This window comes from uncultured Thermomonas sp. (assembly GCF_937872235.1).
Taxonomy (GTDB): domain Bacteria; phylum Pseudomonadota; class Gammaproteobacteria; order Xanthomonadales; family Xanthomonadaceae; genus Thermomonas; species Thermomonas beijingensis.
On record NZ_CALMPC010000002.1, the window covers coordinates 1 to 26,780 of the forward strand.

A 26,780-nucleotide genomic window follows, 5' to 3' on the forward strand; every position below is an offset into this window, starting at 1 on the left:
GGCCGTGTTGGCGGCCATCGCCGGTAATGACAGCGCAAGCGCAAGCGGAAGAATGACGTAGCGAAGCTTCATGGGAATGTCCTTGGAAATGCTTAGAAGTACTTGATAAAAGGTTTGAATCTGGACGTTGACACCATCAAACAATGGCTTTGCGCGCCAAGCGTTCCACCCAGCGATACAGCAGGAAGATGGCCGCGACGAAAGCAATGCCGCCCAGCCATGCGGCCGGGCCTTCGGCAAAGGCATCGCTCACCATTTGCAGCGGCAACAGCTTGAACGCGACGATGCCGGCGATCAACACGCCGATCAAGCCTTCGCCCACAATCATGCCCGAGGCCAACAATACGCCCAGCTGCTTGACTGCCTCCGGCTTGCTGTGGCGCCCGGCGCGCTGATCGAAATACCAACCCACGATGGCACCCACCACCACCATCAAGGTGGACGATGTGGGCAGGTAGATACCCAATCCCACGGCCAGCGGCGACAGATGCGCGCCCTTGGTGGAGCGGCGCAGCACTTCGTCGATTGCAATCAACACCACGCCAATTCCGGCACCGATCAGGATCAAGTTCCAGTCGATATTGTTCTGAATCACGCCCTGCGCCAACGCTGAAATCAGGCCCGCTTGCGGTGCAGCCAGTGCGTCCTTGCCCGCACCCGGCGCGCCCACGAAGCCATAGGCCTGATTGACGATATCGAGGATCGGCGGAATGATCGCCGAGCCAGCAATCACGCCCACCACCAACGCCCACTGCTGCTTGGACGGCGTGGCATCCACCAACTGCCCGGTCTTGAGGTCTTGCAGATTGTTGTTGGCAATCGCCGCCACTGTGAACACCACCGCCGTCACCAGCAGGGCGAATGCCACCAGCCCTTTTTCTTGGCCGGCATCGATTTGCGACTTCAGCCCGAACACCAGCAGCAGCGCCGCGCCGATCACCACCAAAATCCCGATCCCCGACAGCGGGCTATTGGACGAACCAATCAAACCGGCCATATAGCCGCACACGGTAGACACCAGAAAGCCCATCACCACGATGTACAGCAGGCTGCCCAGCATCAGCGGCAACGCGTGCGCGCCCAAGCCGGTCTGGTTGGAAAAATGCACCAGCAAAAACGCCAGCGGCACGAAGCACGCCAGCATCATCGCGCCGACCACCCCGATCGGAATGTCGTGCTCGGTGCGCGGCAACAAATGCAAGGTGCCCCCTTGGCGAGCGCGGTTGGCCGCCATTGCCGACGCCAACCCCGACACCACCGGCTTGACCAGTTTGCCCAAGGTCCAGATCGCCGCCACGCCAATCGTGCCGGCACCAACAAAGCGCACATTCGTGCTCCATGTCGCCCCGGCCATGTCTTCAAAACTGCCGGTCAGGCCGTGCGCCAGTGCGGAGAAATGCGGCACCCCCCACACCCAACCGATCAGCGCGCCCAACAGCATCGCAAGGCCCACCCACAACCCCACCAGATGACCCACCGCGAACAGCGCCATCGACAAGCCGAAATCAAACCCGCTAACCCCATCGCCCACTCTGAAATAGCTCTTCACATCGCTGGCAAAGGTCTTGGTGGCCACCACCAAAGCAAAACCTGCCGCCACCAATGCGCCCCAGGTGACCGCCATCAGGCCCGCACGGCTTTCCTCGGCACCTTGCGCCGTACCTGCTTCGCCAGGGCTGCCCACTTTCAGCACCTCGGCGCAGGCCACGCCTTCCGGGTACGGCAAATCGGAATTGGTGACCAGCGCGCGCCGCAGCGGGATCGAATACATCACGCCGAGAATGCCGCCCAGTGCGCAGATCGCAAACGAGGCCCAATAGGGGAAGCCTGTCCACCAGCCGATGATGACCAGCCCCGGCAGCACAAAAATGATGGACGACAACGTGCCCGCCGCCGATGCCACCGTCTGCACGATGTTGTTTTCTTGAATGGTGGAGTTTTTGAAGCCGCGCAACAGGGCCATCGAAATCACCGCTGCCGGAATTGACGTCGCAAAGGTCAGCCCCGCCTTCAAGCCAAAGAACACATTGGCGGCGGTGAACGCCAGCGTGATGACAATCCCCAGCACGATGCCGCGCAAGGTGAACTCGGTGCGCGGCTCGCTGGCCACAGGTACTGGCTTGGACATGCAGGGTCTTCCGGCGATGGGAACGGCCAAGTATCGCAGACCGCCGCCGTGTGGGAAGGGTGTTGGGCGGGGCACCCGCAAGCCTGCCCGACCACATCGCTATACTCCGCCAACCTCACGCGAACCCGAATCATGTCCTCAGCCAACCTTGCCGCGCAGCCCAGTCACAACGACTTCCTGGGCCATCCCAAGGGCGTGTATGTCTGCTTTTTCACCGAGATGTGGGAGCGGTTTTCGTTCTATGGAATGAAAGCGCTGCTGCTGCTCTATCTCACCAAATATCACTTGTTTGGTGACAAGGCCGGGCTGGATTTGCTCGGCGCGTATGGCGGGCTGGTGTATTGCATTCCGGTGTTTGGCGGCTTGCTGGCCGACCGTTGGTTGGGAATGCGCAAGGCCGTGATCTTTGGCGGCATCCTGCTGGTGGCAGGGCATGCCGGGATGGCCTTCGAGGGCCACGCGGCCACCTTGCAACAGGGTGCACCGGTACGTGATGAGGCATCACTGCGCATCATGTATGCCTCACTCGCGCTGATCATCATGGGTGTGGGCTTTTTGAAGCCGAATATTTCCACCATCGTCGGCAAGCTCTACGCCGACAACGACCCGCGCCGCGATTCCGGGTTCTCGCTGTTCTATGCCGGGATCAATCTGGGCGCATTGTTCGCCTCGCTGGTGTGCGGTTATGTGGGCGAAACCTGGGGCTGGAAGTATGGCTTTGGCGCCGCAGGCATCGGCATGTTGGCCGGGCTTGCGATGTTCGTGTGGGGCCAGCGCTATCTGCACGGGCACGCCGAGCCTGTCAACCCGGCCTTGCTGCGTGAGCGTGTGGCCGGGCTGCCGCGTGAAGGGTTGATCTATGCCCTGGCGGTGCTGGGCGTGGTACCGGTGGCGTGGTTGATGTGGGCGGCAGCCAATGGTGCGTTTGCGCTGGGCGGTGAGGTTTCGCTGGCACTGCTATTGATGATTGTGGTGCTGGGCGCGGTGCTGCTGTGGTTTGCATGGTTCACCGGCACGCAGTGCACGCCGGTGCAACGGCAACAAATGATCGCGATGATGGTGCTGATCTTCATGGCGCTGGTGTTCTTCACCCTGTACGAGCAAACCTACGGCTCGTGGGTGACCTTCACTGACCGCCTGTTGAGCAAAGACATCGTGCCGGCGATGGTGGTGCGTGATGGCATGCCGTGGCCGTGGTCCACGCTGTCATTGCTGCTGGCACCGCTGGCATTTTTCGTGGCGGCGCGCATGTCGGACCGCAACCCCGACTCCGCTGCGCCGCGTGCACTGTTCCTTGCAGTGAGCGCACTGATCATCGTGCTGCTGGTGCGCGACTGCGTGGCGCTGCCGCAAACTGCCGGCTCGCTGACCTATCTTGGCGCGTTCTTCCTGGTGGCCCTGGCCCCCTTGTTTGCAGGGCTGTGGGGCTGGCTGGACAAGCGTGGGCTGGATCCATCGAAGCCCACCAAATCCGCATTTGGTTTGCTGTTCGGCGGGCTGTCATTTGTCCCGATGGCACTGGCCGCGCAACAGGTGGGCGCGACCGGCGCGATGGCCAGCGTGTGGTGGCTGGTGCTGGCGTATCTGGTGCTTGAAATCGGTGAAATGTGCCTGTCGCCGGTGGGCCTGTCGGCCGTCACCCAGCTGGCCATGCCGCGCGTGGTCAGCCTGATGATGGGCACTTGGTTTCTTGCCACCGCGTTTTCGGAAACGCTGGCAGCGTTGTTCGGCAAACTGGCGGCGATTGATGTGGCGGAAGGCGAAACACTGAACATGGTGACCGCCGCTGCCAAATACGAGCATCTGTTCTGGCTGATGATGTGGATCGGGCTGGGCTGCGCGGCATTGGCCTTCCTCGCCGCACCACTGTTGCGGCGGATGATGCATGGGGTGAAGTAAGCCTGAACCTGCCAACCAACAGAGTGGCAGGGCGCTGCTAAACTCCGGCATCGTCTTCACAACGAGTACTTCCGCATGCTGCAGCACCGTCCGTTGGTCTTCGCCCTTGCCGTCGCCCTAGCAGCCGGAGTCATCTCCCCGCAAAGTCATGCTGCCAAGAAGCCTGCTACCGGTAAATCAAAGACCCCGGTGGCGTCACTGGCCTGTACGGATTTCTATGCCGAAGCCAACAGGAGCTGGCTTGGTGCCAACCCGATGCCAAAATCCGGTGCAGTATCCGCACTGGGACAATTGACCGCACGCGCGCAACAGCAACAACGTGATTTGCTTGATGCCGCCATGCGTGCGCCACAAGGCAAAGTGCAACAATTGCTTGGGGATTTCTGGGCCAGTGGCTTGGACGAGGCTGCCGTAGAGAAAGATGGTGCAGCACCGGTTGCACCGCTGCTGCAACGCATTGATGCCATTCGCAAGACGGGTGATATTGCTCCCGCCCTAGCCGCCCTCCATCAAGTGGGCATTCCGGTGGCGTTTGGCTTCAATGCCGACATCGATTTGCGCGATTTGGATCGCCATCTTGGCTATTTCAGCCAAGGCGGCCTTGGCCTGCCCGACCCCGCCTACTACACCCGCAGCGATGCCGATACCAAAGCACTGGTCTCGCGTTATGCCGATTACATGCGCAAGATCCTTGCATTGACCGGCGTGGCCAAGAAAGACATCGAGACCCAGACCGCGTTGGCACTGGATCTGGAAACCCGCATCGCACGTGCAACACGACCGTTGGCTGAATTACGCGATCCACGCAACAATTTTGCGCCGGTCGCTACTGCCGGCCTTGGCAAGCAATACAAGAATTTGCAATTGGATGCCTTCCTCAAGGCGCAAGGTGTCAGCGACGACAGCGTGTCACTGGCCAACCCGGCCCTGTTCGAGCAACTTGACAGCTTGGTTGGCAAACTCAAGCCCGCACAATGGCAAGCCTATTTGCGCTGGCGCGTGGGCGATGCAATGGCACCGTATTTGTCCAGACCGTGGCGCGATGCCGCGTTCGATTTTCGTGGCAAAGTGTTGCTCGGCCAGACCGAACCAGCGCCGCGCTGGCAGCAGGTATTGGATGCCATCAATCTGGCCGCGGGCCCGATGCTGGGCAAGGAATACGCTGCAACCTATTTGCCCGATGCCAGCCGCAAACAGGCTGAGTTGATCGCCGGGCACGTACGCGACGCATTGATTCACGCGATTGACGATGGCACGTTGCTGGATGCCGCCGGCAAGGCCGAAGCGCGCAAAAAGCTGGAACATCTGCGTATCGAAATTGGTACCCCACACCGTGATTTGGACTTCACCGTGCAACCGATGGGGCGTGGCAGTTTTGGCGGCAACATGCTGATTGCATCCACGTGGCGGCATGCACAAGAGATGAAGCGCATTGGCAAGGGCAATGCCGACCGGCGCTGGGATGTACTGCCGCAACAGCCGGCACTGGCCTATGACTTGGCACACAACCGCTTGATCGTGACTGCGGCCATGCTGCAGGCACCGGTGCTGGATCCCAGCCAAGTACCGGCGCAGCAATATGGCGCGTTTGGTGCGCTGGTTGGCCATGAACTCAGCCATGCCATGGATGCGCGCGGCCGCCATGTGGATTCCGACGGCAATGTGCGTGACTGGTGGAGCAATGATGTGGCCAATCACTGGACTGCGCTCACCAACAAAGTCGCTGCCCTGTATGCCAGTCTGCCCTATCCGGGCACCAATGGGGTCAAAGTCTCCGCCAGCTTGACCAGCGATGAAAATCTGGCCGACCTTGCAGGCGTCGAACTGGCGCATGCTGCCTTGCTAACCGCGCAACCCAAGCCCAGCACCGCACAAGAGCGCCAGTTCTTCAACGGCTGGGCGCAACTGTGGGCACAGCAAGTGGCCAGTGATGAAGCGCAGATACGCGCGCAGCAGGACGTGCGCGCACCCGGCCAATGGCGCGCCAATGTGCCGCTGATGCAGCAACCCGCGTTCGGCACGGCCTATGCCTGCAAGACCGGCACGCCAATGGCACCCGCTTCGCGAATTGATGTCTTCAGATAAGCATTTGATACGCTGGAACGAGCGCTGAGTATTCCTCGGCACACAATCCGATTGTTGCCTGCTCGCACCCAAGACTTGGCCCCGTTGAAATTCACCTTGCCCGCTCCGCATTCGCTTCTTGTCGGCTTCAGCGGCGGCCTGGATTCGACGGTGTTACTGCATCTGCTTGCAAGTGATGCCACCGCGAGAAGGCAGGGCTTGCGTGCGATCCACGTGCATCATGGCTTGCACCCAGAAGCCGACCAGTGGGCCGCACATTGCCAACGCATGTGTGATGCCTTGTCGGTGCCATTGACGTTGACACGGGTGCAGGTGGATTGCCGTAGTGGACTGGGATTGGAGGCAGCAGCGAGAGCAGCGCGACATGCGGCATTTGCCGCGGCAATGACGACTGATGACATTCTGGTGTTGGCCCATCATCAAGACGACCAAGCCGAAACCTTCCTGTTGCGCGCGCTACGTGGATCCGGGGCGGAGGGGCTGGCGGCGATGCGCGATTGGCGCGCATTCGCACACGGCTGGTTATGGCGACCGTTACTGGATTTCCCGCGCCGGCAGTTGCAGGCACTTGCACAGCGCGAAGGCCTGCACTGGATCGACGACCCCAGCAACGCCAACAGCGGGTTTGCTCGCAACTTCCTGCGCAATCAGGTATTGCCGATGCTGCACGAGCGCTGGCCGCACGCGACGGCGGCCTTCGCCCGCAGCGCCGCACTTTGTACCGACGCCGCGCAGTTGTTGCACGCCGAGGATAGCAAGGCACTGACCGAGGTTGCGGTGGATACCCGCACCCTGCGTGTGGCGGGCTTGCTGCAACTGACCCCGTCGCGCCGCGCCCGCGTGTTGCGGCACTGGATCGCCACATTGCAGCTGCCGCCGCTGCCCGGCAACGGGGTCGCGAGGATCGAATCCGATTTACTGTCGGCGCGCAGGGATGCCAATCCACGTTTCGAATGGAACGATGCCTGTGTGCAACGCTGGCGTGACCTGCTGCATGCCGACCACATTCAGCCATCGCTTGCACTGGATTTTTCGCAAGCCTGGGATGGCAGGCAAGCGCTGGAGTTGCCGAATGGTGACAGCCTGCGGTTGATTGGCGTTGATGGGTTTGACACGCCGGTGCGCGTTCATGCCCGCCAAGGCGGGGAGCGCATCGTGTTGCCAAAGCGCATTCATTCGCACGCACTCAAGCATGTGCTGCAAGCGGCTGGCATGCCATCATGGCAGCGGCAACGACTGCCGCTGTTATCGGCAGGCAGCACCCTGCTGGCCGCCGGCGATAGCGTGGTGTCCGCACAATTACACGCTTGGCTGCGCCTATACGGCGCGCAGCTGCAATGGACGCAGCTGGCGTAAACTTCCCCCATGGCGAAGAAACCTGCATCCGAACCCTCCCCCGTGGCCGACTTTGAACAGTCGCTGCACGCATTGGAAGCACTGGTTGGCACGATGGAAGCCGGCGACATGAACTTGGAGGAATCGCTGGCCGCCTACGAGCGCGGAGTCGGCTTGTATCGGCATTGCCAACTGGCGCTGGAACAGGCGGAGTTGCGCGTGCGTCAACTCAGCGATCCCGCCAAGCCCGAGGCTGCCACCGATTTTGAAGCCGGCGACCATGCCTGAGTCCGCATTCCCAGAGTGGATCCGGCGCACTGATGCGACCCTGAGCAACGCCCTACCAGACCCCGCCGTGGCGCCGCAACGGCTACACGCTGCGATGCGTCATGCCGTACTCAACGGCGGCAAACGGATGCGCCCCTTACTGGTGTACGCCACCGGCACCGCATTGGGTGCCGCAGACGCGTCACTGGATGCCGCTGCGGCCGCAGTGGAGTTGATCCACTGCTATTCACTGGTGCACGACGATTTACCGGCGATGGATGATGATGCCCTGCGGCGTGGCCAGCCCACCGTGCATGTGGCGTTCGATGAGGCCACTGCGATACTGGCCGGTGACGCACTGCAAACGCTGGCCTTCGACGTGTTGGCCAACGCGCCACAGGATGCACCCCAGCGCGTGGCAATGCTTGCCGAATTGGCCCGCGCCAGTGGTGTTGCTGGCATGTGCGGTGGGCAGGCGCTGGATATCGACGCAACTGGAGGAAGAACAAAAGGAGATCAGCGTCATGTATCCGACCGGGATGATTCTACCGCTGGTGTTGTTCGTCCGAAAAATGACTATGGCTTCGTTCCGCTTCCCTTCTCACTCGCTGAACTCGAACGTCTGCACGCACTCAAAACTGGCGCACTGCTGCGCTGCGCGGTGCGGCTGGGCGCATTGGCGGCCAATGCCGACGCATCGTGCTGTGCGGCGCTAGATCGCTATGCCGACGCCTTGGGGTTGGCGTTTCAGATTCGCGATGATCTGCTGGATATCGAAGGTGATGCTGCGACCTTGGGCAAGACCACCGGCAAGGATCAGGCGCAAGACAAAGCTACCTTCCCGGCGTTGCTGGGAGTGCCGGCCAGCCGGGCGCGCCTGCAAGAACTTGCGGCCAGCATGCAGGCCGCGCTGGACAGCGTGGATGCCGATACACACGCTTTGGCAGCACTGGCGCACAAGGCCATCCATCGCAGCCATTGATCTGCTGCGCAAGCCACGCAGCAGATATGCCATGCATCAAGGTTGCCGGCAGCTCGCCAGCAAATCCTTGTCCTTGCGGTACACCGCTGTTTGCACGTCAAACGCGCCCAGCACGGTGGAGAACAGATTGTCGTGGCTGGCTGGCTGCTGCGCCACCTTCTGCAAGCACGCCATATCGAGGCCAGTATCGGTGGCAAACCCGGGCGATAGCCACAGCGTCAGCGGCACATGCAGTTGTTGCCGGGGCGCGATGGCATACGGCGCACCATGCAGATACAGTCCATATTCGCCCAACGATTCGCCATGGTCAGATACATACAACATTGCCGCATCGCGCTGGGTTTGCGCTTGCAGCAGGTCGATCAAATGCGCCAGCACGCTATCGGAATACAGGATCGCATTGTCGTAGGCATTCGCGATTTGAGCCTGCGTGCAGCGGCTCAGCTCAGGGGTTTTGCAGACGGGTGTCCAGCGCTCGAATGCGGGCGGGTAGCGCTCGAAATAATTCGGCCCATGGTTGCCCAGCATATGTAACACGATGATCACATCGCCCGGCATGGCATCCAGTTTGGCTTGCAAACCCGACAACAGGATTTCATCGAAGCAACGCCCGGCCGCGCACAAATTGGCGGCATCGTCCGGGCCCATGGTGTGCGATTGCACGCCGATGCAAATGCCCTTGCAGCCGGATTGATTATCGCGCCAGAGCACTTGCACGCCGGCGCGTGCAGCCACGTCCAATACCGATTCATGCCCGCGAATGGCATCGCGGTCGTAATGCTCGCGGCCTTGCGGTGAGAACATGCACGGCAACGAGACTTCGGTGCTGGTGCCGCAGGCGGTGACGTCGGGGAAATTCAGTACATTGCGCTTGGCAAGCTCCGGGGTCGTCTGGCGTGCATAACCATTCAGCCCCCAATGATCGCCGCGCACGGTTTCACCCACTGCCAACACCAGCAAGCGTGGCTTGCGCGTCGCCGCCGCGGCAGGCCGCTTGGCATCGGCACCCACCACTTGGCGTGGGCCGCTGCTGGCTTTCTTCGAAGGCTTGATCACATTGATCAGTGACACGATGTAGTTGCCCGGGGTGATTTTGTAGCGCAACACTTTGTCGGTACGCATCAGCGCAAACACGCCCTGCGAAGACATCCCCACCGCCGCACCGGCCAGCAGCAGCATCGCCAGCAGAAACCCGCCACGCACCAGCAAACCGCGCCTCCAGCTACGCGGCTTGCTGCGGGTCAGCAGCACCAATACGGCTGGCGCCATGCCCAACAACACCACATGCAACAGCATGCCAACCGTCATCAGCTCGCGGCTTTCGGCCACATCGGTATGCAGCACGTTGCGGATCATCTCCGCATCAAACACCACGGCAAAGCGGGTCATGTACCAATGTGCCAGCGCGGTGACGACCAGCAACAGCGCCAACAGTGGCCGCGCCAAGCGGCCCCAGCACAGCAAGCCAAAGATCAACGCATGCAGGGCGAATACCGCCACACCCAGCGACAACATCACGGAAGTCGAACTGGTACCGGCACGCACCGCCGCCCACAAGGGGCCATTGGTCACCAACAGAAAATAGGCGCTGACCAGCGCAATCAGCACCTCTACCGAAACTTGCGGCCGCCACCAGCGGTTATCGCCACGTTGGTTCGCTGTCACGTCTTACCTACCCTCGATGGTTGCCGATCATGGCGGGCGACAGTAGCACCAATGCCAAAGCCGCCCAACTGCCATCCGTGCCTGGTGTTAGCGCGCGCTGCGGCGATCACCTTGGCGCGGGCCGCGCTGGCTATCGCGTTGACTGTCGCGCTGCGCCGGCTTTGGCCCAGTGTGGGCATGGGCATGCGCTTCGAGCGTGCGCGGCTTGCCGTGCGGACGACGATTGCGCGCAGCCGGGCGCGGGCCACGCGGGGCATTGTCGAACGGCTTGGCATCGCTGCGGATTGCGCGTGAAGGCACAAACCCGGACACAGTGTCCATCACGATGTCGCGGCCAAGCAACTTCTGGATCTGGCGCAGCAAATGCGCTTCGTCTGGCGATACCAGCGAAATTGCTTCGCCGGTAGCACCGTTGCGGCCGGTGCGGCCAATGCGATGCACGTAGTCTTCTGCCACCATCGGCAAGTCGTGGTTGATCACCAGCGGCAGTTGCGGAATATCCAACCCGCGTGCGGCCACGTCGGTGGCCACCAGGATACGGGTCTTGCCGGATTTGAATTCGTTGAGCGCTTTCTGGCGTGCGGCTTGGCTCTTGTTGCCATGAATCGCCAGTGCCGGCAAACCGGCATCGCAGAGTTGTTCGGCCAAACGGTTGCAGCCGTGCTTGGTCTTGCCGAACACCAGCACCTGTTCGGTGTGGCGCTGCGCCAGAATCTGCACCAGCAGGTCACGCTTCCTGTTGCCATCCACCGGGTGCGCACGGTGGCTGATGGTTTCGATCACGGTGTTCTGCGCCGCCACCTGCACCTGCTGCGGGTCCTTCAGAAAGTCCAGTGCCAGCGCCTTGATGCGCGGCTCGAACGTGGCCGAAAACAGCAAGGTCTGGCGCTGGTGCGGCACGTGCTTCATCACCCGTTGGATCGACGGCAAAAAGCCCATGTCGAGCATGCGATCGGCTTCATCCAGCACCAGCATCTGCACGTCACCCAGCTTGCAGGTGCCGCGCTCCAGATGGTCGATCAAGCGGCCCGGGCAGGCCACCAGCACATCCACGCCACGGCGGAACGCATCGATCTGCGGCTGCATGCCTACTCCGCCGAACAACGCGGTGACGTTCAAACGCAGATATTTGGCATAGCTGCGCAGGTTGTCGCTGACCTGCACCGCCAGTTCGCGGGTAGGCGTCAGAATCAGCGCGCGCGGACGATGCACGCCTTGCGGCTTGGGCAATTCGGCCAATTTTTGCAATAAGGGCAAGCCAAACGCGGCGGTCTTGCCGGTGCCGGTTTGCGCCCCGCCCAGCACGTCGTGGCCGGCCAGCACCAGCGGGATCGCTTGTGCCTGGATGGGGGTGGGGGTGGTGTAGTGATTATCGGCAAGCGCGCGCAGCAAGCCAGGCGCAAGGCCAAGGGTTTCAAACGACATCGGGAACTCCGGGGTGTCAAAGCCACGCGCAAGGCGTGGGCGAACCCGTGCGATTCCCAAGAAACCACGCACGAGCCTGCAGATGGCACGACGCCGGAACTCCGGGCCGTGTCTGCGCGACGAAAGGCGTGTGGGGAAAACGAGCCGCAAAGGCGGCGGGCGTGACCGGGAATAACGATCAGGCGTGCGCAGAATGTGGCGGAGTTTACGCCAAACCCGCCGCGCCTGCCGGCGCAGATGAATTTTCCGTTCACGATGCTCTGCCGCGATGGCTGCATGCGCCGTGGTTTTCAAGTCCCGCCAAGCATGGCACTCTGCGGCGATTGCCCCCTTCCCTCGCCCTGACTCTCTGACACCCACATGAAACTTGAAGTTCGAATCGCCCAATGGCTGCTGGCCAGCGTGTTTATCGTGATGGGCGGCTTTCGCCTGTGGCAGGCGCTGCACGGCGTGCAGATGAGCAATATGACCTTGCTGATGAGTGCCGGCGAAGTGCTGCTGGGGGTGTTGATTGCAGCCGGTTGGCAGTTGCGGGTGATGACCTTGATCGCGGCGATCTTGCTATTGGTGGATGCCGCGCTATCGCACCCGTTTTGGCATTTTTCGGGCGCGGCAATGGGCCCGCAATTACTGCAATTCATGAAGAACATGGGACTGGTAGGCGGGCTGGTACTGCTGTCCACCGCCGGTGGCGCGAAGCGGCGCTGACGCGCCTACACCTCCAGCGTCATCCCCGGTCGCGCCAGCGTAGCCTGCACCCCAAAGCGTTCGTGAATCTCGCCGGCCAGCGCCTCACGGGCCAGATCTTCGCCATGCACCAGTGCCAACGGTGGCGAAGGCCGGAATCCGGCATACCAGTCCAGCAAGCCCTGCTGGTCGGCGTGTGCAGACAGCCCGCCCACGGTATGCCGATGTGCATTGACGCGCACGTCGTGGCCGTGGATACGTACCCACTGCGCGCCATCCACCAATCTGCGCCCCAGCGTGCCTTCGGCTTGATAGCCGACAAACACCATGCGCGTCTGCCGCTTGGGCAAGCATTGCCGCATGTGATGCAGGATGCGGCCACCACTGGCCATGCCATTGCCCGCAATGATGATGGCCCCGCCGTGGATGCGGTTGATCGACATCGACTCTTCGGCGGTTTGGGTGACGCGCAAATTGGGCAAGCGGAATGGGTTGGGCGTCCCGCGCCAGATTTCACGCGCTTCGGCATCAAATAATTCATGGTGATGGTCGTACACCTGCACCACTTTGGAAGCCATCGGACTATCCAGGAAAATCTTCCAGCGCGACATATCCCAATCATTCCAGTGCCGCGCAAACCAGTACAGCAACTCCTGCGTGCGGCCCACCGCAAACGCGGGAATCAGCACATTGCCGTGGTCGCGCCAGGCGGCCTCCAGGATTTCACTCAACTCAAGGACGGTTTCGCTGCGCTGCTTGTGGTTGCGATTGCCGTAGGTGGACTCCATCAACAGCAGGTCGGCATCGGCCACCGGTGTGGGATCGCGCAAAATCGGCGCATTCGGCATCCCCAAGTCGCCGGAGAACACCAGTTTCCTGCCATCGGCCCACAGCTCCACGATGGCCGAGCCGAGAATATGGCCGGCATCGCGGAAGGCAATTTCAACGCCCTCCAGAATCTGCGTGCGCGTGGCATAGTCCAACGGATGCAACTGCGACAGCGCATCGCGCACATCGTCACGGGTGTACAGCGGCACCGCTTTGGGCTGCCCCGGTTTGCGCTTGCGGTTGCTGCGCTCGGCTTCGTTTTCCTGCAATGACGCCGAATCAAGCAGCATGATCGGCAACAAATCCGCGGTCGCACGTTGGGTGAAAATGGGGCCATCAAAGCCCGCCAAGGTCAGCCGCGGCACGCGCCCCACATGGTCGATGTGGGCGTGGCTGAGGATCAGCGCGTCGATCTGGCTAGCGTCAAATGGAAATGGCGCAAAATTACGCGCATCCGCCTCCGGACTGCCCTGCACCATGCCGCAGTCCAACAAGATGCGCTTGCCTGCCGCTTCGATCAGGTGCATCGAGCCGGTGACATCACCCGCCGCACCGTGAAAATGAACTTCCATGCAACTGCTCCTGGAGGATGACCGGTGCAGAGTAGCGCAGACCCCGACTTCCGGCAGGTACCGGCCGCCATCACAATCCGGCATGCTGTACGGGTTCGATCACCGGATATTTTCATGCGCATTCTTTCCCTTGCCTGCGCGCTTGCGCTTGGCATCACAAGTTTCACAAGCTCCGCTGCCACTGCGCCCACTGCGGCCAAAGTGCCGGGCAGCGAAGCGATCGTCAGCAAAACGCTGCCCAATGGGCTGCAAATCATCGTCTGGCCTGACCACGACATCCCCAATGCCAATTTCTACACCTTCTACAAAGTCGGCAGCCGCAACGAATACCCCGGCATCACCGGGCTGGCGCATTTTTTCGAACACATGATGTTCAACGGCACCAGCCGTCGCGCGCCCGGCGAATTCGATCGCATCATGGAAGCGTCCGGTGGCAGCAACAACGCCAGTACCAGCAACGACCGCACGGTGTACACCGACTGGTTCCCCAGCAGCGCGCTGGAAACCATTTTCGATTTGGAAGCCGACCGCATTGCGCATCTTGCATTTGACGACAAGGTGATCGAAAGCGAACGCGGCGTGGTGTATAGCGAACGTCGTTCCAGCGTTGACAATCAGCCCTTCGGCTCGTTGATCGAACAGATGCAGGCCACCGCGTTTACCGCACATCCCTACCAGTTCCCGACCATCGGCTATCCGTCCGACATCGAACGCTGGACGAAGGCGGATTTGCAGCAGTTTTTCAAGACGTATTACGCGCCCAACAACGCCGTGCTGGTGATTGCCGGTGATGTGCAGCCTGCGCAGGTGTTTGCGATGGCTGACAAATATCTCGCACCGATTGCACGCCAACCGGCTCCGCGCGAGATCACGACCATTGAGCCGGAGCAACACGGCGAACGTCGCTTGCTGCTGGAACGCCCCGATGCGCAAACCCCGATTGTCGCCTTTGCCTATCACAGCGGCACCAACGAAGGCGGCAAGGACACCCCGGCACTGGCGCTGCTGAATACCATCCTTGCGCAAGGCGTGTCTTCCCGTCTGCACCAACGACTGGTGGAAAAAGAACAGGCTGCGGTGGATGCCGGTGCATTTGTCGAGAATGGCTACAACCCCGGCCTGCTGTGGGTGTATGCGGCCTTGCCGCCCGGTGGGGATTCAGCCAAGGCCGAGGCGATGCTGGATGACGAACTGGCCAAGCTGGTCCGCGATGGTGTAAGCAACGCGGAAATGGAAAAAGCCCGCAACCTCAAGCTGTCTGCGTTCTGGCGCGGCATGGCTACGATCAATGGCAAGGCACAGGCACTCGGCGACTATCAGACGTTTTACGGCGACTATAAAAAGCTGTTTGATGCTCCCGCTGCCTATGCCGCAGTGACCGCTGCGGATGTGCAGGCGGTGGCACAAAAAATTCTGCGAAAATCCAACCGCACCGTCGGCTGGGTGGTACCTACCCCACAAGCCACGGCCCGCAAGGAGGCCAACCCATGAGCCGCCTGCCTCGATTGTTCACCTTGCTTGTAGCCACTTGCATCAGCTTGAGCACACAGGCTGGCACCACCGGCACTGGTGTGCATCTGCCTGAATACACCACGACCATCTTGCCCAATGGCGCCACCGTCTTGCTGATGCCGCGCCACGACGTACCGATGATTGCAGCCTCGGTATTGGTGCGCGGCGGATCACTGGCCGATACCGCGGGCAAGGAAGGCACCGCCTCGCTACTGGCCGACCTCATGGAGAAAGGCGCGGGCGAACGCGATGCGCTGGCATTTGCACAAACCGTGGATGGTGCCGGCGGCAGTCTTAGTTTTGGCAGCTCGCGCGAGGCGATCGTGGCCAATGCGCAATTTCTGTCGAAGGATTCGGGCTTGATGCTGTCGCTGCTGGGCGATGCCTTGCTACGGCCACGCCTGGATGCGGCCGAATTCGACAAATTGAAAAAGCGCGCCATCGATGCCATCGCCAGTGCCAAGGACGGGGATCCGCGCGGCCTGATTCGCAATTACACCAATGCCTGGCTGTTCCAGCAGCATCCGTATGCGCGTCCGGCCGATGGCGACCAAACCAGCCTGGCGCAGATCAGCCTGGATGACCTGAAAGCCTTTCGCAATCAGCAAATGGGCGGCGATCGCCTGATCATTGCCATCGCCGGTGACTTCGACCCCGTGGTGATCGGCAAGCAAGTTCAGGCCACCTTCGGCAACTGGGCCAAGGCCAATGCAACATTGCCATTGGTGACTACCGCGCAACCGCGCAACGGTCGCCGCGTGCTGCTGGTCGACAAGCCTGGCGCCACCCAAACTTATTTCACATTGGCCAATCTCGGCACTCGCCACGGCGACCCCGACGAAGCCGCACAAAATGTGGTGCAAACCGTGTTTGGCGGGCGTTTTACCTCGATGATCAATACCGCACTGCGCATCAAATCAGGGCTGAGTTATGGCGCAGCCTCGCAACTGGAGCGTCCCCGGTTGCCGGGTACGGTTGCCATCACCAGCTACACCAAAACCGATTCCACCAAGGCCGCGATTGATCTGGCCCTCAGCACCTTGGATTTGCTGCACCAACAGCCTCTGGATACGCAGGCCATCGACTCGGCCAAGCACTACATCGCCGGGCAATTTGCACCGGGGCTGGAAACCTCGTCACAACTGGCCGCTGAATTGGCCAATATGGCGATTTACGGGGATAACCGCGATAAAGTCGACGGCTACCTCGGCCGCATTGCTGCTGCCAGCCCGGAGCAGATCAACGCCGCGCGGAAGGTGTTTCCCGACTCTGCGGATGTGGTCATCGTTGCCATCGGCGACGCGGCCAAAATCCGCAGCGTAATGCAGGCATACGGCCCGCTGACCGAGATGAAGCTGACCGACCCGCGCTATTTGCCCTGAGCCGGCACCCACCAGATGCGGGTGCCGGCGCATGACCTCCGGCACCCGCCGCGCCCAACCGCAATGTTTACAGTGCACGCAACGCGTGCCCAGTGCCGCGTCCCTTGTTTCCATCCTCACCGGAGCCATCGCCGTGAACGCCCCCAAAACCCTGCTGCTGTCGCTGTCGATTGCAGCCGCCTTGTCGGCCTGCCAGAAGCCTGCCGACAAGCCCGCCAGCGCAAACGTCCCGGTCAAACCGGAGGCAGTTCCTTACACCTTGGATGAAGCCAAGCTGCCGCCGGTCAATCGCTTCTTGCCCGCTGATTTGGATACCAGCAAGAGCGCATGCACGGATTTTTCCGGTTACGTCAACGGCAAGTGGCTAGCGGCCAATACCATTCCCGGCGATCGCAGCAGCTGGGGCGCATTCGAAATGCTGGATGAGCGCTCGCAAGGTGTGCAACGGCAACTGGCCGAACAAGCTGCAGCCAAAACCAATACCAGCGGTGTAGACAAATTGATTGGTGATTTCTGGGCCAGCGGCATGGATGCGGCCAAGATCAATGCACAGGGTTTGACCCCACTGAAACCGCAACTGGATGCCATTGCCGGGTTGGATAGTCAGGCCAAGATCGCCGACTACCTGCGCGCTAGTGCAGCCAAGGGTGAAAACATCCTGTTCGGGTTTGGCCCGGAAGCCGATTTCAAGGACTCCACCATGAACATTGCCTACGCCGCGCAAGGTGGCTTGGGCTTGCCCGATCGCGGCTATTACTTCGACAAGGACAAAGCCGACAAACTGGCCGCCTATCAAGCGCATGTGGCCAAGGTGCTGGCGCTCTCCGGCGTGCCCGCAGCCGATGCTGCTACCCAGGCCAAGGATGTCGTGGCATTTGAAACTCGCTTGGCCAAGGTGTCCAAATCCAGCGAAGAAATGTCGCGTGATGTGTCGTTGTTCTACAACCCGATCAGCCCGGCTGATGCCGACAAGCTGACCCCGAACTTCCCGTGGACGAAGTTCTTCGAATCACAGGGCGTGGCCGTGCCGAAGATGTTCTCGCTGGCCATTCCCGCCTTCCACCAGGAAGTCAGCAAGATGCTGGCCGATGTGCCCGCAGCCCAATGGCAAAGCTATCTGCGCTTCCACACCATCGACAGTGCTGCGCCGTATCTGTCGGACGATTTTGCCAATGAGCGGTTTGATTTCTATGGCAAGACGCTGCGTGGCCAAAAGGAAATGAAGGAACGCGGCAAGCGCGTGCTGGGCACGATTGAAGAAGAAGCCGGCGAAGCGATGGGCCAGCTTTACGTCAAAGTCGCCTTCCCCGCCGAATCCAAGGCGCGCATGGAGCAACTGGTCAAACATTTGAGTGACGCCCTGAAGGTACGCATCGAACACCTGACGTGGATGAGCGATGCCACCAAGAAAAAGGCATTGGACAAGTGGGCCAGCTTTACCCCCAAGATTGGTTACCCGGATAAATGGCGCAGCTGGGAAGGCTTGGCTACCCAGCGTGACAGCTATATCGGTAATGTGCTGGCCGCCAATGCATTCAATTACCAATGGGCCATGGGCAAGATCGGCAAACCGGTGGACAAGACCGAATGGGGCATGAGCCCGCAAACCGTCAACGCCTACTACAACCCGTCACAGAACGAAATCGTGTTCCCGGCGGCCATTCTGCAGCCGCCATTCTTCGATCCCAAGGCGGATGATGCCACCAATTTCGGCGGCATCGGTGCGGTCATCGGCCACGAAATGACCCACGGCTACGACGACCAAGGCAGCCGCTTCGGGCCCACCGGAAATTTCGAAAACTGGTGGACATCGGAAGACGCCAAAGGGTTTGGTGGGCGTACCGACAAACTCATCGCTCAGTTCTCCGGCTATCTGGCCGGCCCCGGCCAACACGTCAATGGCAAACTCACCTTGGGTGAAAACATTGCCGACTTGGGCGGCATCAATACCGCCTATGACGCGATGCTGAAAGCCACCGAGGGCAAGCCCGATCCCAAGACCGATGGCCTGACCCGCGACCAACGCTTCTTCCTCAACTGGGGCACCGTGTGGCGTCGCAACTTCACTCCGCAAGAACTCAATGTGCGCCTGACCACCGATCCGCACGCACCAGCCAACTTCCGTGCCATTGGCGCGCCCAGCAACATGCCCGCATTCGCCCAGGCTTTCGGTTGCAAAGCCGGTGACCCGATGATGCGCAGTGGTGATCAGCAAGTGGTGATTTGGTAACGCGCGACTGCTTTGCTGCATGAAGCCACACAAGGCCCGGCATGTCCGGGCCTTGCTTGTTGTGGGCGTATCCTTGCCGCATCACGAATCACTCATCGCGCGCACCTTCATGCACACCCCACCCCACCGCAGCCACGGCTGGAACCACGATGTGGTGACCCCCGATTGGCCGGCACTGCATGTCACGGAAGTACATGCGCTGCTGGATCGTTTTCCGGCGTTACGCGGCGGGGTGCGCATCGACTGGCACAGCCCACGTCCGTTTTCCGCCGCCGCACGTGTGCACACCAACGGAAGTGATGTGTTCGTGAAGCGGCACCATGGTCGCGTGCGCACGCCACAAGCCTTGCGCGAAGAACACGCCTTCATCACCCATCTGAACAGCCACGGGCTGCCGGTCCCGACCGTACTTGCCGATGCCGACGGCCACACCGCGATTGCAAGCGGCGAGTGGACATATGAAGTGCACACGCTGGCCACGGGTCTGGATGTCTATCGGAATACCGCATCGTGGACACCCCCATTTTCCCTCGAGCATGCGCACAGCGCAGGGCAAATGCTGGCGCAGCTGCATGTCGCCGCGGCAGATTTCGATGCCCCCATGCGCAGCACCACTTTGCTCGTTGCCCAGGACACGCTCCTGCGCGCACCGGATTTGATCGCCGCCATCGAAGCCCGCTGCGCAGCACGCCCGGCACTGGCCGAGGCACTGCACATGCGCGATTGGCGCAGGCAAATCAGTGCGCTACTGCCGCGCCACGCCAGGTTACAGCCACAACTGCTCCACCAATCGCGCTTGTGGACGCACGGTGATTGGCATGTCTCCAATTTATTCTGGCAACCAGTGCGCAAGCCTGCCCAGGTCAGCAGCATTCTCGACTTCGGGCTGTGTGCCCCAACCTTTGCCCTGTTCGATCTTGCCACCGCGATCGAACGCAATGCGATTGCATGGTTGCAACTGGAGCAGGGCATGCATGCGATCTATCCGGACATTGCACTGCAATTGATTGCAGGCTACGTGAAGGTATTGCCGCTCTCGCCACGACAACGCAGCTTGCTGGCCGAGTTGCTGCCGTTGGTACATCTGGATTTTGCCCTCTCCGAAGTGGAGTACTTCCACGCCATCACACGTAAATCCGCTGATGTTGAATTGGCATGGTCAGCGTTTTTCCTGGGCCACGCTGCCTGGTTTGACAGCGCACCGGGGCTGCAGTTGCTGGATGTCATTCGTGCACCGGCTCTTGCACCCGCACTGGCCTGAAGCGCTGCACTGTGGTTCAATGCGCGCCATGAAGCGGGGGTGCCCGGCGTTGCCGGGCTGAGAGAGTCCCTTGGAACCTGATCCGGTTTGCACCGGCGTAGGGAGCTTGATTCGAACAGTCTGGCCATGCCTTGTGCAGGGCCACGCACATGCCACCGGCATGTGGATGCTTCCAGCATGATGTGTTCGTCGTCGCTTCGTCCCTCCATCAGACGATTGCCGACGACCAACCATGAAACTTTCCCCCACCCCCCTGTTGCTTGCCCTGTTGCCGCTGTTGGCCACGGCTGCGCCAGCTGACGAGCACGACGCCACTGATCGCAAGATCACCAAATTGGCCGCCGTGCAAGTGGTTGGCGATGCCAAGGATGCTGCGCGCGACACCGGCAGCAATACTTGGGGGAAATCGAGCGCACAAGACACGCCGGCCACGCTGCATGTGATCGATCGCAGTCGACTGGACGACCGCCATATCCGCACCTTGTCCGAATTGGCGCGTGAAGACGCGGCCCTGGGGGATAACTATGCACCGCTGGGCTATTACCAGAACATCGCGATTCGTGGCTATCCGCTGGATCTTGGCAGTAGCTACCGCATCAACGGCTTGGCCGCCACTGGCGAACAAATCATCGCACTGGAAGACAAGCAACAAGTCGAAATTCTCAAGGGCCTGGCGGGGATCAGTGCTGGCGTGGTGGAACCCGGCGGCGTGGTGAACTTCATCAGCAAGCGCCCGGAAGCGGTGCGCACGTTGACGCTGGGCACCGATGCGCGTGGCTCACGCTATGCCGCGCTGGATGCAGGCGGTTGGTTGAGCCCCACGTTTGGCCTGCGGGCCAATGTGGTGTGGGATGCCGCGCATGCGCATGTGGAACATGCCGATGGTCGGCGTGGCTTGGTTGCGTTGGCCGCCGACTGGAAATTCTCGGATACCACGACATTGGAGCTGGATGCCAACACCCAAGCCAGCGCCCAGCGTTCCGCCTCGGGTTACATGCTGCTGGGTGGCAGCCAGCTGCCCGGCAATCCTGATCCGAAAAAGCTGCTGGGGTACCAGCCGTGGCAGCAACCGGTGCGCATCCATTCGCACAATCTCAGTGCGCGCTTGCGCCACAACTTCAATCAGGATTGGCAACTGCGCGTCAGCGCCGGCCGCAGTCGCAGCGTGATCGATGACAACGTCGCCTTCGCTTACGGCTGCTACTACGCAGTGGCGTGCGCCAGCGGAACCGTGCCAGGCAACTTCTTCGCACCCAATGGCGATTACGACATCTACGACTATCGCAGTCCCGACGACACCCGCGTTTCCGACCAAGCGCGCGCGGTGCTGGAAGGCCAATTTGGCGAAACAGTCCAGCACGACGTGAGCATGGGTGTCAGCAGTTTCCATCGCACCATTACTCGGCGTCCGTACGTGTACGACTACGTGGGTACCGCCAATATCAATGACGTGCAACCACCGGTGTACGCGCCTTCACCCAATCAACCCGGCAACCCGGTACGCCGCTTCGATGGCTGGCAACACTCGTTGTTTGCACTCGATCGCATGCAACTGAGCGCGCAGTGGCAATTGATCGCCGGCGCCAGTGTTGTCCATCTGGATGAGCGCGCATGGAAAAGCTCCGGCAAATTGATACGCACCACGCGCATCAACAAAACGCTGCCGCAACTGGCACTGCTGTGGCAGCCCAGTGCCATGTTCACCGCGTATGCCAGTGCCAGCGACGGCATTGCATTGGGCAAGGAGGCCCCCTTCTGGACCAGCAACGACGGTGAACTGCTCGCGCCGCGCCTGTCACGCCAACTGGAAGCGGGCGTGAAATATCGTTGGCAGGATGCGCTGGATCTTGGCGCATCGGTATTCCGCATTCGCCAGCCGTATCAATACGCGCAGCCGGATACCAGCAGCGCCGGTTACACCTTCGTCCAGCAGGGTGATGAAGTGCACAGCGGGGTGGAATTCTCCGCCAACGGACGCATCACCACACGCTTGAACGTCAACGCCAGCGTGGCGCTGATCCGCGCACGCGCACAAGGCACTGGCACACCCGCATTCGAGGGTCATCAAGTCGCCAATGTGCCCAGCCTGCGCAGCAGCATGCAGTTGGACTACCGCCTGCTGCCGCAACTGGACGTGCAAGGCGGTTGGCGGCATGTCTCCTCCAACCCGGCCACAGCCACCGGGCAAGTACGCGCACCCGCCTATGACGTGTTCAACGCCGGCCTGCGCTGGCGTAGGCAGTGGCGCGAATCAACGCTGAACACACAATTAGGCGTGGACAACCTTTTCAACAAATACTACTGGCGCGACACTGGCAGCTCCGACGGTGACAGTTACTTGTTCCCCGGCGCACCACGCACGGTGTGGCTGACAGTGCAGGTGGCGATGTAATGCCACTGCACGAGATCTTCGCTGCGTGCCTCAGCGCCGGTGCGGTCTGGCTGACCACGCGGCGCAGCCCATGGTGCTATCCGGTGGGGCTGGCGTCGATCTCGGTGTACATCTGGGTGTTCATCGACGCCCGGTTGTATTCGGACGTGCTGCTGCAATGTGCTTACGTGGCGATGCTGATTTCTGGCTGGCTACGCTGGCTGCGCCATCTGGACAGTACTGGCCATGTGCAGGTGGCCGGCCTGGCTCCACGCCTGGCCGGCCTGCACCTGATGATTGGTCTGCTCGGTGGTTTTGCACTGGGCTACATCATGCACACCTTCACCCACGCATCGCTGCCGTGGCTGGATGCTTTCCTGACGGCGTTCAGTCTGGTCGGGCAATGGTGGCAAAACCGTCGTCACATCGCCGCGTGGTGGATGTGGATCGCGGTGGATGTGGTCTATATCGGCATGTACCTGCATAAGGATTTGCATGTCACTGCCATGCTGTACACCGGATTTGTGGTGCTGGCATTGAAAGGCTGGCGCGATTGGCGACACGCGGGACAGGCCGCTGCGGCGGCATGACTGCAGCCCCCCCTCGCCTGTACCGGCGTGGGGGTGTATGTTCGCTCGCATCACCCAACACAACGCACTTGAACATGGACATCCACGACATCGCCCTGACCCTGTACGCGCAATTGGTGCACGCCAATGGCAGCCAGCCGCTGAGTCAGGAGGCGCGTATCGATATGGGTCGCGAAGCGTATCGCTTCGCCGAGGCCTATATCGCGGCCAAGGATTTGTATATCCGCGAATTGCCGGTTGCTAATGACCAAGGCTTCTGATGGATGTACTGATCGGCGGGTATGCTTGCCGGATTCCCCCCGGAGCGTACACATGATCCGTCGGTTTGCCAGCATCACAGCACTCTCTTTCCTGCTGGCGGCATGCAGCAGCGGCCCGGTGCGGCGCGTTTCCGAACCCACCGCCAGCCTGCAACAGCTCACCGTGCGCAGCGATGGCCAATGGGATGTACAGCTGCGCTTGCAGAACTACAGCAGCATTGCGATGCGCTTTGACAAAGCCTCGCTGGACATCCGCTTTGACAACGGCCCGGCCGCCAAACTCGAGGTGCAGCCGGGGCTGGACATCGGTCCGGAATCGGCCGATGTGGTCAACGCCATCCTCACCCCCCTGCCGTCCGGTCGCGCCCGCATCGCCAGCGCTTTGGCCGACGGCCGCGGCCTGGCGTACACCTTGAGCGGCAGTCTGGCCGCCACCCCGCAAGACGGCAAACAGAAGTCGTGGGACATCAAGCGCGAAAGCGCGCTATCGCCCGTGCCGGGGCTGCCCGGGGCGCTGCGCTAAGGCGACTTCCCGAACTAGAGTATTCGCTCAACATACGCAGCAGTATGCTGAAAATCCCTGCAGGCCGGTCGTCGGCCTGCATCTGCACGGACACCCGTCATGAGCACTTACAAAGCCCCCCTCGACGATCTGCGCTTTGCCCTGTTTGATGTACTCGGTGCAGAGGCGCATTGCGCCAAGCTCGGCTTTGCCGACGTCAACCGTGAACTGGCTGATGCGGTGCTGGAGGAAGCGGCGCGCTTCGCCGAAACGGTGCTGGCACCACTCAACAAAATTGGCGATGAGATCGGTTGCAACTTCGACAAGGCCACCGGCGATGTCACCCCGCCGCCCGGATTCAAGCAAGCCTTCGATACGTTTGTCGAGGGTGGCTGGACCGGCCTGACCAATGCCCCTGAACATGGCGGCCAAGGCATGCCCGCGCTGCTGGGCGGGGTGCTGACCGAACTGGTGGATTCTGCCAATCTGGCGTGGGGCAATTTCCCTATGCTCAGTCATGGCGCGGTGAAGGCGCTGGAAACCTATGGCGAAGCGTGGCAGCAGGACGTATTTCTGAAGCCGCTGGTGTCCGGCCAGTGGACCGGCACCATGTGCCTGACCGAGCCACATTGCGGCACCGACCTCGGCCTGCTCAAGACCCGCGCCGAACCGCAGGCCGATGGCACCTATGCCGTCACCGGCACCAAGATCTTCATTACCGCCGGCGAGCATGATCTGGTGCCCAACATCATCCATCTGGTGCTGGCCAAACTACCGGATGCACCGGCCGGCGCGAAAGGCATTTCGCTATTTGTGGTGCCCAAATTCAAGGTAGCCCGCGATGGCAGCGTGGGCGCGCGCAATGCCGTGCGCTGTGGCGCGATCGAACACAAGATGGGCATTCATGGTTCCGCCACCTGCGTGATGAATTTCGATGGTGCCGAAGGCTATCTGCTGGGCGAGCCGCACAAAGGCTTGCAGGCGATGTTCGTGATGATGAACTCGGCTCGCCTCGGCGTGGGCGTGCAAGGCCTCGGCCTGTCTGAACGCGCCTACCAGAACGCGCTGCGCTATGCCCGTGAACGCCTGCAATCGCGTTCACTCACGGGCCCGAAGTGCCCCGACAAACCGGCCGATCCGCTCATCGTGCAGCCCGACGTACGGCGCATGCTGCTGTCGCAAAAATCACTGGTGGAAGGTGGCCGCTTGCTCAGTCTGCACGCCTATTCGCTGCTGGATGTGGCCGAACACGCCAGCGACCCGGCCGAGCGCGAACGTGCGCATACCCTGGTCAGCTTCCTCACCCCGATCTCCAAAGCTTGCCTGACCGAATGGAGCATTGAGAACACCTACAACGCACTGCAGTGCTTCGGTGGCCACGGCTACATCCATGAGCACGGCATGGAGCAATACGCCCGCGATGCCCGCATCACCACCTTGTACGAAGGCACCACCGGCATCCAAGCCTTGGATTTGATCGGCCGCAAAACCGCCGCCACCCAAGGCGCGGGGCTGAAGTTGTTCCTCGGCGAAGTGGAAGCCTTCGCCAAGCAACATGAAGGCGATGCGGCGCTGGCCGAATTCATTGCCCCCCTGCGCAGCAAATGCCAGGAATGGGGCAAACTCACCATCGACACCCTGACCCGCGCCGCCAGCAACCCGGACGAATTGGGCGCTGCCAGTACCGACTATCTGTTCTATTCCGGCTACGTGGTACTGGCCTACTGGTGGGCACGCAGCGTGGCCGCCGTCAATGCCACCAGCAAACCGCAAGCATTCAAGGATGCCAAGCGCGATACCGCCCGCTTCTACTTCGCCCGCATGCTGCCGCGCACACTGGCCCACAAAGCCGCCATCGAAGCCGGTGCCAGCCCGCTGATGGCATTGCCGGATGCAGGCTTCGGCGCCGAGTAACCGCCGCATATCCTTCTCCCCGCGTTGCGTGTGGGGAGAAGGGCCCCACAGGGCGGATGACGGCCAGCGCCATATCCAAACCGTCATCAAAAGCGTATAAGCTGGTTTCCCGATGGAGACCGATACAGCGCTCGTACGCCCGGCCCATACCGGCGATGATTCCGCTCACCTGTGCGCGGACGGGTTTGTTTCCCTTGCCGCAGGCAACCCGGCACTTGCCTTTGCGCCGGCTCTGCGCTTTCTTGGTCTGGATGCGCATGGCCGCGCCTTGGACTGGCTCAGCTGGCAAGACGCGACCTGTCTGTATGCCCGGAATGCCGTGGCGTGGACGCTGGGCGAACCCTGCCTTGCCGTGCATGGCGGCATTAATCGCAACAGCGGCCTGCGCAGCCAGATCCTGCTGCACCCCATCATCGCCGCGCGTGGGCATGTGCGCCCACAGGCGATGGATCCTACGCCAACCCTGACCAATCTGGCGCTATTTGCCCGCGACCAATTCCTGTGCCTGTATTGCGGCCGTCAATTCCAACGCCATGCGCTCACCCGCGACCATGTGCAACCCACCTCAAAAGGAGGCCGCGATGTCTGGGAAAACGTCGTCACTGCCTGCGTGCACTGCAATTCCCGCAAGGGCAGCCGCACGCTGCAGCAAGCGCAGATGCCCCTGCTCGCCATTCCTTATCGCCCCAGTTGGGTTGAGCACCTGATTTTGTCTAATCGCAATATCTTGGCCGACCAGATGGCTTTCTTGCGCGCGCAATTACCCAAACACCCACGGCGGTCACCGATTGCACCATTGCAGCGGTCGTGAGCACAACTCCATGACCTCTTGCCATTGACGTGGAGCCGCAGCTTGGCAACACTGCCCACGGAAGTCACAGGAAA

The 26,780-nt window shown here is 61.3% G+C and carries 20 protein-coding genes and 1 riboswitch; of the genes, 16 read left to right on the top strand and 4 right to left on the bottom strand.

Translation table 11 applies throughout. The features are described from left to right. Positions 1–136 precede the first annotated feature (136 nt). Positions 137–2,128, bottom strand: coding sequence for an oligopeptide transporter, OPT family (locus QWB57_RS00160; RefSeq protein ID WP_288967802.1), 1,992 nt, complete (start codon positions 2,126–2,128; stop codon positions 137–139). A gap of 132 nt (positions 2,129–2,260) precedes the next feature. Between QWB57_RS00160 and QWB57_RS00165 the strand changes: the two genes are divergently transcribed. From QWB57_RS00165 to QWB57_RS00185, 5 genes are all read left to right on the top strand, one after another. Next, on the top strand, positions 2,261–4,027 hold the full coding sequence (locus tag QWB57_RS00165) for an oligopeptide:H+ symporter (RefSeq protein ID WP_288967803.1): 1,767 nt from the start codon (positions 2,261–2,263) through the stop codon (positions 4,025–4,027). A gap of 75 nt (positions 4,028–4,102) precedes the next feature. Continuing rightward, positions 4,103–6,112, top strand: a complete 2,010-nt coding sequence (locus tag QWB57_RS00170; RefSeq protein WP_288967804.1) for a M13 family metallopeptidase — start codon at positions 4,103–4,105, stop codon at positions 6,110–6,112. A gap of 54 nt (positions 6,113–6,166) precedes the next feature. Then, positions 6,167–7,468: a tRNA lysidine(34) synthetase TilS gene (gene tilS / locus QWB57_RS00175; RefSeq protein WP_288967805.1), complete on the top strand. Its 1,302-nt coding sequence runs from the start codon at positions 6,167–6,169 to the stop codon at positions 7,466–7,468. A 9-nt stretch (positions 7,469–7,477) separates the two neighbouring features. Next, positions 7,478–7,735, top strand: coding sequence for an exodeoxyribonuclease VII small subunit (locus QWB57_RS00180; RefSeq protein ID WP_288967806.1), 258 nt, complete (start codon positions 7,478–7,480; stop codon positions 7,733–7,735). After that, on the top strand, positions 7,728–8,696 hold the full coding sequence (locus QWB57_RS00185) for a polyprenyl synthetase family protein (RefSeq protein ID WP_288967807.1): 969 nt from the start codon (positions 7,728–7,730) through the stop codon (positions 8,694–8,696). Before QWB57_RS00180 ends, QWB57_RS00185 begins: the two co-directional genes overlap by 8 nt. Before the next feature lie 36 nt (positions 8,697–8,732). Here QWB57_RS00185 and QWB57_RS00190 read toward each other — a convergent pair whose 3' ends face one another. Continuing rightward, positions 8,733–10,361, bottom strand: coding sequence for a phosphoethanolamine--lipid A transferase (locus QWB57_RS00190; protein WP_288967808.1), 1,629 nt, complete (start codon positions 10,359–10,361; stop codon positions 8,733–8,735). Positions 10,362–10,448: 87 nt separating this feature from the next. Then, positions 10,449–11,786: a DEAD/DEAH box helicase gene (locus QWB57_RS00195; protein WP_288967810.1), complete on the bottom strand. Its 1,338-nt coding sequence runs from the start codon at positions 11,784–11,786 to the stop codon at positions 10,449–10,451. A 360-nt stretch (positions 11,787–12,146) separates the two neighbouring features. On the opposite strand from QWB57_RS00195, the gene QWB57_RS00200 reads away from it, so the two are divergent. Then, positions 12,147–12,494: a hypothetical protein gene (locus QWB57_RS00200; RefSeq protein WP_223627066.1), complete on the top strand. Its 348-nt coding sequence runs from the start codon at positions 12,147–12,149 to the stop codon at positions 12,492–12,494. A gap of 5 nt (positions 12,495–12,499) precedes the next feature. Here the strand turns inward: QWB57_RS00200 and QWB57_RS00205 are convergent, their stop codons facing one another. Further along, positions 12,500–13,873 carry an MBL fold metallo-hydrolase gene (locus tag QWB57_RS00205; RefSeq protein ID WP_223627064.1) on the bottom strand — a complete coding sequence of 458 codons (1,374 nt, stop codon included), beginning with the start codon at positions 13,871–13,873 and terminating at the stop codon, positions 12,500–12,502. Positions 13,874–13,987: 114 nt separating this feature from the next. On the opposite strand from QWB57_RS00205, the gene QWB57_RS00210 reads away from it, so the two are divergent. The 10 genes from QWB57_RS00210 (at position 13,988) to QWB57_RS00255 (ending at position 26,706) form a co-directional block, all read left to right on the top strand. Beyond that, positions 13,988–15,364, top strand: coding sequence for a pitrilysin family protein (locus QWB57_RS00210; protein WP_223627062.1), 1,377 nt, complete (start codon positions 13,988–13,990; stop codon positions 15,362–15,364). Next, the gene (locus QWB57_RS00215) at positions 15,361–16,767 is read left to right on the top strand and encodes a pitrilysin family protein (protein ID WP_223627060.1); all 1,407 of its coding nucleotides are present in this window, start codon (positions 15,361–15,363) and stop codon (positions 16,765–16,767) included. The genes QWB57_RS00210 and QWB57_RS00215 overlap by 4 nt, the downstream gene beginning before the upstream one ends. Before the next feature lie 133 nt (positions 16,768–16,900). Further along, positions 16,901–18,997 (top strand): M13-type metalloendopeptidase, encoded by a 2,097-nt coding sequence (locus tag QWB57_RS00220; protein ID WP_223627057.1) that lies wholly within the window; start codon positions 16,901–16,903, stop codon positions 18,995–18,997. Between the two features lie 109 nt (positions 18,998–19,106). Further along, complete coding sequence (locus tag QWB57_RS00225) at positions 19,107–20,258, top strand: phosphotransferase (protein ID WP_223627055.1); 1,152 nt, start codon at positions 19,107–19,109, stop codon at positions 20,256–20,258. A gap of 25 nt (positions 20,259–20,283) precedes the next feature. Further along, positions 20,284–20,379, top strand: a riboswitch (TPP riboswitch). 111 nt (positions 20,380–20,490) lie between these two features. Continuing rightward, on the top strand, positions 20,491–22,650 hold the full coding sequence (locus QWB57_RS00230; RefSeq protein ID WP_288967812.1) for a TonB-dependent siderophore receptor: 2,160 nt from the start codon (positions 20,491–20,493) through the stop codon (positions 22,648–22,650). After that, on the top strand, positions 22,650–23,219 hold the full coding sequence (pnuC, locus tag QWB57_RS00235; protein WP_223627049.1) for a nicotinamide riboside transporter PnuC: 570 nt from the start codon (positions 22,650–22,652) through the stop codon (positions 23,217–23,219). The genes QWB57_RS00230 and pnuC overlap by 1 nt, the downstream gene beginning before the upstream one ends. Before the next feature lie 74 nt (positions 23,220–23,293). Further along, a complete protein-coding gene (locus QWB57_RS00240) occupies positions 23,294–23,479 on the top strand; it encodes a hypothetical protein (protein ID WP_223627047.1) in 186 nt (61 codons plus the stop codon). A 52-nt stretch (positions 23,480–23,531) separates the two neighbouring features. Beyond that, the gene (locus QWB57_RS00245; RefSeq protein WP_223627045.1) at positions 23,532–24,002 is read left to right on the top strand and encodes a hypothetical protein; all 471 of its coding nucleotides are present in this window, start codon (positions 23,532–23,534) and stop codon (positions 24,000–24,002) included. 99 nt (positions 24,003–24,101) lie between these two features. After that, positions 24,102–25,895 (top strand): acyl-CoA dehydrogenase C-terminal domain-containing protein, encoded by a 1,794-nt coding sequence (locus tag QWB57_RS00250; RefSeq protein WP_223627042.1) that lies wholly within the window; start codon positions 24,102–24,104, stop codon positions 25,893–25,895. Positions 25,896–26,064: 169 nt separating this feature from the next. After that, positions 26,065–26,706 (top strand): HNH endonuclease, encoded by a 642-nt coding sequence (locus QWB57_RS00255; RefSeq protein WP_223627735.1) that lies wholly within the window; start codon positions 26,065–26,067, stop codon positions 26,704–26,706. Positions 26,707–26,780: the final 74 nt, after the last annotated feature.